The 6208-nt window shown below is 71.5% G+C and carries 5 protein-coding genes; 1 reads left to right on the top strand and 4 read right to left on the bottom strand.

The window, feature by feature from the left end:
* Positions 1-49 precede the first annotated feature (49 nt).
* A complete protein-coding gene (locus AB0B55_RS21945; RefSeq protein ID WP_357173316.1) occupies positions 50-1630 on the bottom strand; it encodes a Rieske 2Fe-2S domain-containing protein in 1581 nt (526 codons plus the stop codon).
* Between the two features lie 198 nt (positions 1631-1828).
* Here AB0B55_RS21945 and AB0B55_RS21940 point away from each other — a divergent pair, with 198 nt between their 5' ends.
* Positions 1829-2053: a DUF2631 domain-containing protein gene (locus tag AB0B55_RS21940; protein WP_007456591.1), complete on the top strand. Its 225-nt coding sequence runs from the start codon at positions 1829-1831 to the stop codon at positions 2051-2053.
* An 87-nt stretch (positions 2054-2140) separates the two neighbouring features.
* On the opposite strand, the gene AB0B55_RS21935 is transcribed toward AB0B55_RS21940, so the two are convergent.
* The 3 genes from AB0B55_RS21935 to AB0B55_RS21925 form a co-directional block, all read right to left on the bottom strand.
* The gene (locus AB0B55_RS21935) at positions 2141-3430 is read right to left on the bottom strand and encodes a DivIVA domain-containing protein (protein WP_357122255.1); all 1290 of its coding nucleotides are present in this window, start codon (positions 3428-3430) and stop codon (positions 2141-2143) included.
* Between the two features lie 31 nt (positions 3431-3461).
* A complete protein-coding gene (gene rlmN / locus AB0B55_RS21930; RefSeq protein ID WP_357122252.1) occupies positions 3462-4619 on the bottom strand; it encodes a 23S rRNA (adenine(2503)-C(2))-methyltransferase RlmN in 1158 nt (385 codons plus the stop codon).
* Positions 4620-4723: 104 nt separating this feature from the next.
* Positions 4724-6184 carry a phosphatidate cytidylyltransferase gene (locus AB0B55_RS21925; RefSeq protein WP_357173314.1) on the bottom strand — a complete coding sequence of 487 codons (1461 nt, stop codon included), beginning with the start codon at positions 6182-6184 and terminating at the stop codon, positions 4724-4726.
* Positions 6185-6208: the final 24 nt, after the last annotated feature.

Raw genomic sequence — 6208 nt, 5'->3', positions numbered from 1 at the left:
GGGGGGGGGGGGGGGGGGGGGGGGGGCGGGGGCGGGGGCGGGGGCGGGGTTAGCTCAGGGCTTCGCCGGCGGGGGCGGGGGTTTCCGCGTCCACGCGGTGGGCTCTCACCTTGTGGCCGACGCTCGTCAGGCAGCGGCCGCTGGGCAGGTCGAAGCGCCAACCGTGCAGCTGGCAGGTGAGCTGGTCACCATCGACGATGCCGAAGCGGGTCAGATCCGCCTTCAGGTGCGGGCAGCGGCGCTGCACCACCCAGTCGCCCAACGTGATGTCCTCGGCGTCGGTGCTGCGCTCGTGCTCGTCGTACCAGCCCTCGGCGTACTGGAGACGCTCCTCGGAGAGGCACTTGAAGAACGCGTAGACGAACTCGTTGTACTGGCCGATCCGCGCCGCCGAGAACCGGCAGGACAGGAAGAGCGAGTTGACCCAGTCCACCTCGTCGATGAAGAGCAGGTGCTCGATCAGCGACCGCTCGGTCCGGAACCGGTACCGGACCTTCTCGTCCGCGTACGGCCGGACCTCCTTGCCCGGGAAGTCCACCACGATCGACTCGACGCTCTCGCCGTCGTACCCCACCAGGTCGAAACGGACCGGACCGCCGACCCCCTTGGCCAGGTAGATCGACTCGTCGAGCAGCGGCTCGATCCGGCGCTTCATCTCGCCGAGCACGTCCACCTCGGGGTGCCGCCAGGATGCCTTCTCCGCCTCGATGATCGGGCGCTTACGCTCCCGCATCTCCTCCAGGTGGGCGACCTTGTTGGCGAAGAACTCCTCGACCGGCACCGGGTGGGTGGTGCTGGCGCCCTCGGTGGTGACCTCGGCGACGCTGCCCGGCAGCAACACGATCCCGTTGGTGCCGCCGACCTTGGCGTACTCCGACAGGAACACCGACTGGTCGGGGAAGATGTTGCCCTCGTCGCCGAAGATGTCGTTGAACTGCCACAGCTCGTCGTCGAGGAAGCACGGCGGGCCGGCGATCGGGAAGACGTGATCGGCCTTCAGGTCGTCGATGTAGCGCCAGGTCCGGTCGAACTGCCGGTCGCGCTTCTGCTTGCCGAACGCGGTCTTCGCCGCCTGCGGCAGCTCGTAGACCATCGGGTACCAGATGGCCCCGGAGAACTGCAGCAGGTGCGCGTGCACGTGCCCCAGCTCGGCGAAGACGCTCAGGTCGGTGGGGCGGGCGTCGTTCTGGTTCAGCAGCCGCACCCCGTCGTGCTCAACCCAGAGCGACGAGTCGCCGATCGGGCCGTCGGTGGGGCTGGTCAACGCCTGAATCATGATCTTCAGGCCGCCGGGCAGCTCCACGACCTGCTCGTTCGGCGCCTTCAGAAACTTGGTGAAGCCCAACGCCCGGAACTCGTCCTCCATCTCGGAGGTGGGGAACTCGGGAAGCAGAACCGTGGCGTCCTTCGAGATGTGGTCCCGCAGGTGCTTCGCGTCGAAGTGGTCCCGGTGCAGGTGGGAGACGTACAGGTAGTCGACCTGGCCCAGCGTCTCCCAGTCGAGCAGCGAATTGTCCGGGAAGGGGAACCACGAGGCGAAGTAGGCCGGATTGACCCACGGGTCGCACAGGATGCTGCCCGCGGCCGTGTCGATCCGCATGCTGGCGTGCCCGGTTCCGGTCACTCGCACCGCACAGTCCCCCTCAAACAGACAATCAGGTGTACGCCAAACGCTACCGGAGTGAGTCTGACCGCCACCCCTCGACGCCCGTAGAGCCGTCCGGCCTGGGCGGGCAGGGCTGTACGGCCGGGAAACCCCCACCGCACCGCCCCGGGCGGGAGGCGTGCCAGACTAACCAAAGATCCGATCGCGAGGGAAGGACCGACAGTGGCAGGAAGCGAGCCGGTAACGTCGCCGGACCAGCACAAGCCCGGGCACCGCAAGTCGGGGCGCATCGGCGCCGTGCTGTCCGCGCTGGCGCTGGTCGTCATGGCGTTCTGCGGCAACCACGAAGGCAGGGTCGAGGACATCTGGCTGGTCGGCCTCGCCGCGCTGCTGCTGGTCATCGTGATCGGCGATGCCGTGCTGCGCCGCAACGGTCTGCGCTCCTGACCCAGCCGTCCGCCGGTCGACCGGCCGAAAAACGTCGAGGGCCCGCCCCCACCTGGGGACGGGCCCTCGTTCGTGTACGCCTCCGGCTCAGCGCCCGAACAGGATGTCCTGCACGTCCTTGAGCGCCGCATCGACCTCGGCCTCGAAGTAGCCGCCGGGCACCAGACCGAACCGGAGCGTGTCCAGGTCCTTCGGGTCGACCGGCATCGGGTTGCGACGCTGCATGCCGCCGAGCAGGGAATCGAAGAACTGGTCCACCTGGTCCGGGTCGTACCCGCTGCCGAATCGACGGACCTGGAACCGGCGGCGGATCTGGTCGACCCGGTACAGGTCGCTACCGGGCGGGCCGGCCATCGGCGGACCACCCATCGGCGGACCGGCGACGGCGGGCGGGCCGGCCATCGGCGGACCGCCGATGCCCTGCTGTGGCATCGGGGGCGGACCGCCCGGGCCGCGCCGCAGGTCACGCAGGTCACGCTCGGGCATCCGGATCTCGGCCGTCATGTCGGCGCGGGCCCGCCGGCCGGCCTCGAAGCCGTCGAAGCGCGGCTCGTCCGGCTGCGGGTAGCCACCGGGCGCTCGCGGACCGTCGGGCGGACCGTACCCGCCGGGCATGCGCTGGTCGTCCGGCGGACCGTACCCGCCGGGCATCCGCTGATCGTCCGGCGGACCGTACCCGCCGGGCATCCGCTGATCGTCCGGCGGACCGTACCCACCGGGCATCCGCTGATCGTCCGGCGGACCGTACCCACCCGGCATGCGCTGATCGTCCGGCGGACCGTACCCACCCGGACCGGCCGGCAGGCCACGCGGCGGCAGGCCGTGCCCACCCATCGGGCCGCCGGGCCCCATCTGGCCGGGACCCCCCGGGCCGGGACCGGGGCCACCAGGGCCAGGGCCGCGCTGCGCGTCGTAGCCACCCCGGGGGGCGTCGTACCCGCCGGCGAAGGCGCCGGTGGGCTCGTCGTACCGGCCGTAGCGGTCGGCCGGCGGACCGGCCTGGGCGGGCATCGGGCGGGGAGGCATCGGCTGCGGGACCATGCCGCCACGGTCGTCGCGCATCGGCGGACCCATCCGGTCCGGGGGACCCATCCGGTCACCCATCCGAGGATCGCCGCCGCGTCCGGCGCTGTTGCGCTCCTCCAACTCGGCCAGCTGTCGCTCGACGCGGTCCAGGTGCAGGTCAACCTGCCACTCGTCATAGCCGTTGAAGCGGACCCGGAAGACGACGTCGTGGACCTCCTGCGAGGCGACGGGCGCACCGACCTGTCGGCCGTCGAGCGTCGCCTCGACCCGGTCGAGGAAGGCGTCCACCTCGTCGACCTTGTATCCCCGGCGAACCGCCTTGCGCCGGAAACGCTGACCCTGACTCGCCACTATGTCTCCTGGTGTCGTTCGCCACGCCCGGTCACGCCGGTGCCTCGTCGGCGCGGTCGGTGAAGGTGTCGGTGTCCTCGGCGGCGGCGAGCTGGCCACACGCGCCGTCGATCTCGCGACCCCGGGTGTCCCGTACGGTGGTGGAGACTCCCGCGTCGCGCAAGCGCCGGACGAACTCCCGCTCGACCGGCTTCGGGCTCGCGTCCCAGCGGCTGCCCGGGGTCGGATTGAGCGGGATGAGGTTCACATGCGTCAACTTGCCGGCCAACAGCCGCCCGAGCAGGTCAGCTCGCCACGGCTGGTCGTTCACGTCCTTGATCATTGCGTACTCGATGGACACGCGACGGCCCGTCCGGGCGGCATAGTCCCACGCTGCGTCCAGCACCTCGGCTACCTTCCAGCGCTGGTTTACCGGCACGAGTTCGTCGCGCAGATCATCATCGGGCGCGTGCAACGACAGCGCAAGGGTCACAGAGAGGTCTTCGCTGGCCAGTCGGCGGATGGCCGGAACCAGGCCGACCGTGGAAACGGTGATGTGCCGCTGGGACAGGCCGAGCCCCTCGGGCGCGGGGCTGACCAGCCGACGGATCGCCGCGATGACCCGGTTGTAGTTGGCCAGCGGTTCGCCCATACCCATGAACACGACGTGCGACAGCCGCGGCGGTGAGCCGGCGACCGCGCCGGAGGCCGCCACCCCGGCCAGGTAGACCGCCTGGTCGACGATCTCGGCGGTGGACAGGTTGCGGGTCAGCCCGGCCTGGCCGGTGGCGCAGAACGGACAGGCCATGCCGCAGCCCGCCTGGCTGGAGATGCAGACCGTGACCCGGTCCGGGTAGCCCATCAGCACGCTCTCCACCAACGCGCCGTCGTGCAGCTTCCAGAGCGCCTTGCGGGTCGCGCCGTCGTCGCAGGCCAACTCACGCACCGGCGTGAGCAGCGTGGGCAGCAACTCGTCGGCCAGGCGCGCACGGGTCGCGGCCGGCAGATCGGTCATCGCCTGCGGGTCGCGTACCAGCCGCCCGAAGTAGTGGTTGGAGATCTGCTTGGCACGGAACGCGGGCTCGCCCAGCCCGGCGACCAGCGACTGGCGGCCGGCCAGGTCCAGGTCAGCAAGGTGCTGCGGTGGCATGGAGGCCCGGCGTGCGGTGGGGGCGTCCGAGATGGCGGGGATCAGCGGCAGACTCGTCATGGCCGGTCCAGTGTGTCACGCCTGCAGCGTTCGGCACCCGTCCGGAGGCGTCGAACCGGCCCCCAGCGTCGGTCGGCAGCGCTCCGGCCATGGTGACGCATGCCTCACCCCGCCACCGGCACGAAGATCACCAGCAACAGGTAGGCGGTCGGCACCGCGAACAGGATCGAGTCCAGCCGGTCCATCAGGCCACCATGCCCCGGCAGCAGGTTGCTCATGTCCTTGATACCGAGATCCCGCTTGATCATCGACTCGGCGAGGTCGCCGAGGACCGCCGCGCAGGAGACGGCCACCCCGAACACCGCGCCCCACCACGGGGCCAGGTCGAACATCAGCCACAGCAGCAGGGCGCTGCCCAGCGCCGCCGCGGTGACCGAGCCGGCGAACCCCTCCCAGGACTTCTTCGGGCTGATGGACGGGGCCATCGGATGCCGGCCGAACGAGACGCCGGCCGCGTACCCACCGGTGTCGGAGAGGACCACCGCGATCAGCGTGGCCAGGATGCGCAGCCGACCGTCGTCGGGGGCCGCCGCCAGCAACGCCGCGAAACCGGCGAGGAACGGCACGTAGACGGCGATCAGGGTGGCGGCGGTCAGATCCCGCTGGAAGCCGGCCGGGCCGTCACCCAACCGCCAGATCATCGTGCCGAGCACCGTCACCAACAGCCCGAGGCTGAGCGCGTCCGGGCCGGCGAACCAGGCCAGACCCACCGTCAGGACACCACCGGCGAGCAGCGGCACCAGCGGCGGGTGAGCGCCGCTGCGCCGAACCGCCCGAGCCATCTCCCAGATACCGATGGCGACGGCGGCGGCGATCACCGGCAGGAACGCCGGCGGATAGACGGCCAACGGCACCACGATCAGCGCGCCCAAGGCGAGGCCGACACCGATCGCCGCCGGCAGGTTGCGGCCGGCTCGTCCGGTACCCACCTGCTGCGTCGCCGGTCGGTCGACGCTGGCCCGTCGGCGTCCCTTCGGTCGCCGCCCCACCGGCGGCTCCGGGTCGGTGATCGGGTCGTCGTCCGGCAGGATCTCGGCGCCGATGGGCGCGAGCTGCGCCGTCGGGAAACCGGCAGCGTCGTCGAAGCGGGGCGGAACCTCACGGTCGTCGAAACGCGGTGGCACGTCACCGTCGTCGTAACGCTGACCGGCGCCGGGGTCGGCATAACGTGGCACCGCGTCACCCGTTGGCGGGCCGTCGCCGTAGCGGCCGGGGTGACCCCGGTCGTCGTACGGGTCGGGCTGGTTCCGATCGTCGTCGTAGCGATCCCGGTCGTCGAAGCGGTCGCGCCGGTCCCGGTCGTCGAAGCGGTCGCGCCGATCCCGGTCGTCGAAGCGGTCGCGGTCGTCCGGGAGGACCGGCCGGCCGCGCTCGTCGTACGGGTCCGCCGGGTGCGGATCGGCGTACGGCCGGGTGCGGGGCTCGGCGTACAACTCGGGCCCGGCGGCCGGCCGGCGGCTCCACTGGCCCGCCTCAAGCTCCTGCTCGGGCCAGGGCAGGGCAGCCGGGCGCTCGGGCCGGTCCCAGCCGCGCGGCTCGTTGGTGTAGGGGTCGGGGTGGGACATCACGCACCGCGACGCGGCACGAGT

Origin of the sequence: Micromonospora sp. NPDC049107 (genome assembly GCF_040648595.1) — a bacterium.
In the GTDB taxonomy this organism is placed as follows: domain Bacteria; phylum Actinomycetota; class Actinomycetes; order Mycobacteriales; family Micromonosporaceae; genus Micromonospora.
The sequence above is the reverse complement of the archived record's forward strand: the minus strand, read 5'-3'. Positions and strand labels throughout refer to the sequence as shown.

Coding starts and splice junctions, on each gene's coding strand:
- AB0B55_RS21925 (WP_357173314.1), bottom strand. CDS start 6,184: ATGTCCCACCCCGACCCCTACACCAACGAGCCGCGCGGCTGGGACCGG.
- rlmN (WP_357122252.1), bottom strand. CDS start 4,619: ATGACGAGTCTGCCGCTGATCCCCGCCATCTCGGACGCCCCCACCGCA.